This is a genomic window from Acidiphilium sp. (assembly GCF_049977125.1).
In the GTDB taxonomy this organism is placed as follows: Bacteria; Pseudomonadota; Alphaproteobacteria; order Acetobacterales; family Acetobacteraceae; genus Acidiphilium.
This window is the reverse complement of sequence record NZ_JBMFGY010000259.1, coordinates 1-3,032: the sequence shown is the minus strand read 5'-3', so window position 1 is coordinate 3,032 and position 3,032 is coordinate 1. Positions and strand designations below refer to the sequence as shown.

Annotated in this window: 1 protein-coding gene; it reads left to right on the top strand. The window is 60.2% G+C overall.

Features of this window, described 5'->3' with window-relative positions; translation table 11 throughout:
• Positions 1-404 precede the first annotated feature (404 nt).
• The gene (locus ACP5E6_RS17750; RefSeq protein ID WP_427956502.1) at positions 405-2,885 is read left to right on the top strand and encodes a Hint domain-containing protein; all 2,481 of its coding nucleotides are present in this window, start codon (positions 405-407) and stop codon (positions 2,883-2,885) included.
• Positions 2,886-3,032: the final 147 nt, after the last annotated feature.

The window sequence follows — 3,032 nt, the reverse complement described above, 5'->3', positions numbered from 1 at the left end:
TTTTTTGAGCGATTTCATGCGATTATGTTGCCGCTGCCGCGTCAACTTAATCGCATATTGCTCTAACTTCGCCGCTCTCATCGCTGTTTGCCGGGATTAGCCACGTCGTAAACGGGCGATCGACCAAGACATCGGACCGGGAGCCGGTAATGCAACACTGTTGAGTTTGCGGGGTCTTGAATTATTTTTGGTTGAATATGACAGGCCATACCCGCCCTGAGGTTGTGCGAAATCCTTAGTTATCACGAATTTGTTACCGAAAAAATGCGTGCGCTTTCAACTTTTATTTTGTAACGATTTGGTTTAATTATCACGAAGAAATGATCTGCTGCCGTCACGTGGATAAATCTGTCTTGATTTAACCGAGGTTCGTCTGGCTCCGACCTCGACCAAGGGGAATCAATATGTCGACGGGTAGCACGATCGTCCATACCGGCATCACGCTGGAGACCAATCCCACGATCATCGTCAGCCCGGTCGACACGGTGTTCAACACGACCACCAGTATCGCGACCGGCAGCTACGTGATCTACGCCAGCGTGTTCAGCGACAATCCGGGGACGACGCTGACCAATGCCAGCACGATTTCCGTGAGTGGGACGATCATCGATACGGCGGCGCGGGGTATGGGGGGCACGATCGGGATCGAGGCGGCGGTCAATCTGAGGGGGTTGGGCAACCTGTTCGTCAATCAGGGTTTGGTGAGCAGCACCGGTCTGCAGGCGATCAAGGTACCCAATTACACGCAATACGGCACGATCCAGACCGACGGCGTCTATATGAATGGCGGCACCGTCATCAATCAGGCGGGGGGCACGATCGAGGCAAATGCGGTGGCTGTCTATATTGCCAATTATGGCGGTGTCAGTGCCAGTATTCTGAACGAGGGTGTCATTCTGGGGACCTCGTTTGCCGGGACATTCACCTTTGCCGGTTCGCTCGATACATATGTCACGTTCGGCAACGGCGTCGATCTGGGAGACCTAGAGGTCGCTGGTCCGAATGCGGGCATCATTGATACACTGACCAATGGGGGGACTATATTCGGTGCGCCGGGTATCATCGGGCATGGCCATGATATTATCAACAATAGCGGCACAATCGGCGGCATTGCCCTAGTCAACAAATACGGCGTCTCGTTCACGGGCAGTTCGTCGTACAGCGGGGTCGCGATTTATGGGCAGACCAACCTGTCGCGTGTTTCGTCGATCAGTCTTGCGACAGGTATACCGAGTACGCTCGATATAACCAATTCGGGTTTGATCGAGAGCGCGGCGACCGACGGCACTGGGATCGTTCTGCAATATGGCAGTATCGATAATGTGCTCGGGGGCACAATCGCGGGATACAAGGGCGCGGTCCGGCTCAGTGATGCGGCGACGCTTGCGAATTACGGCATGATCCTCGGCGCCGTGAGCCTTGATGCCGGCGGCACGGTGATGAATTTCGCAGGTGCGACGATCGATGGCGTACACCAGGATGTGGGAGTGGTTCTCAACGGCGGCACGCTGATCGATGCCGGGCTGGTCAACGGCGCGGGCGGGCCGGCGGTGCGGTTCGGTACGGCGGGTGGTACCGTGGTGATCGAGCCCGGGGCGAGTTTCATCGGTGCGATTGCGGCGACCGATGCGGCTGATGTCGTTGAATTCGCCGCCGGCACCGAGCCGGGCGGCACGATTGCGCTGAGCAGTTCGTTCGGTGGGGCGACCGACCTGAGTTTCGCTCCGGGCGCTTCGCTTACGGTTGAAGGCGGCATCGCGCAGCTTGCCCAAGGCCAGACGATCAACGGGTTCGCGCTCGGCGATACGATCCAGTTGGATGGGTTTGCCGCGACGTCCGACAGTTTCGTGACCGGCACGGGGCTCGAATTGTTCAGCGGGTCGAGCACGATCACGCTCGATATCGTCGGAAATTTCACCACGGCCGATTTTATCGTGACGGATCCGCCGGCGAATACCACGATCGCGCTGGTGCCGTGTTTTGCGGCGGGCACCGAAATTCTGACGGCGGATGGCCCTCGGCCGGTGGAGGCGTTGCGCGTTGGGGATTGGCTCGTGCTGCATGGCGGCGGGGCGGCACCGATTGTTTGGCTTGGGCAGCGGCGGCTTGATTTGCGGCGGCATGCGCGACCCGCGGCGGTGCAGCCGATCGTGATCGAGGTGGGGGCGATTTGTGATGGGGTGCCGGCGCGGGCGCTGACGGTTTCGCCGGATCATGCGTTGTATCTTGACGGGCATCTGGTGCCGGCCAAGGCGTTGCTCAACGGAGTGACGATCCGCCAGGTCAGTCAGCCGAGTGTCACGTATTTCCATGTCGAACTCGCGGTGCACGCGGTGATTTATGCCGAGGGTTGCCCGGTCGAGAGTTATCTGGACACCGGCAATCGCGCGGCGTTCGAGCATGGCGGCGCGCTGACGCTGCATCCGGATTTCGCGCAGGACCGGCGTGAGGCAGAGGGGTGCGCGCCGTTTGCCGAGGCGGGGGCGGTGGTTGAAGCGCTGCGGGCGGGGCTGCTGGCGCGGGCCGGTGTAGAGACCACGCGTGATGCGGATGTGCGCACGCGGCGGCGGCGCGACGGGGCGTGGGTGATCGAAAGTCGTTCGGGAATTCCGGGGGAGATTACGGCCGATCCGCGGGATCGGCGGCGGCTGGGCGTGAAGATTGCGGCTCTGCTTGCGGGTCGGCGGATGATCGACCTCGATGATCCTTCTCTGGTCGAGGGGTGGCATGATGCGGAGGCGGACGGGCGGTGGACGGATGGCGCGGCGGTGGTGCCGGCGGCGCTGATGAAAGGAACTGTGCTGGAGATCAGGCTGGCGGCCAGCGCGGTCTATCACGCAGCGGAACCGCCATGCCAATTTAGCCGACGACGCCGCCAAGGCTAGCACCTGATTCCAAAGAGTTTTTTGGTTCTTTTTTCAAGAACGACTTTGGTTTTCTTGTTTGGAAGCGGGCGCTTTTGTCGTGGTAAGCAAGAGGCGGATTGCGCTTCGCTTTTCCGTTGGGGTGGACGGCCCCGCGGCATCTTGTGC

Excerpts from the sequence above, each read along its gene's own strand:
- ACP5E6_RS17750 (WP_427956502.1), top strand. The coding sequence starts at position 405 with ATGTCGACGGGTAGCACGATCGTCCATACCGGCATCACGCTGGAGACC.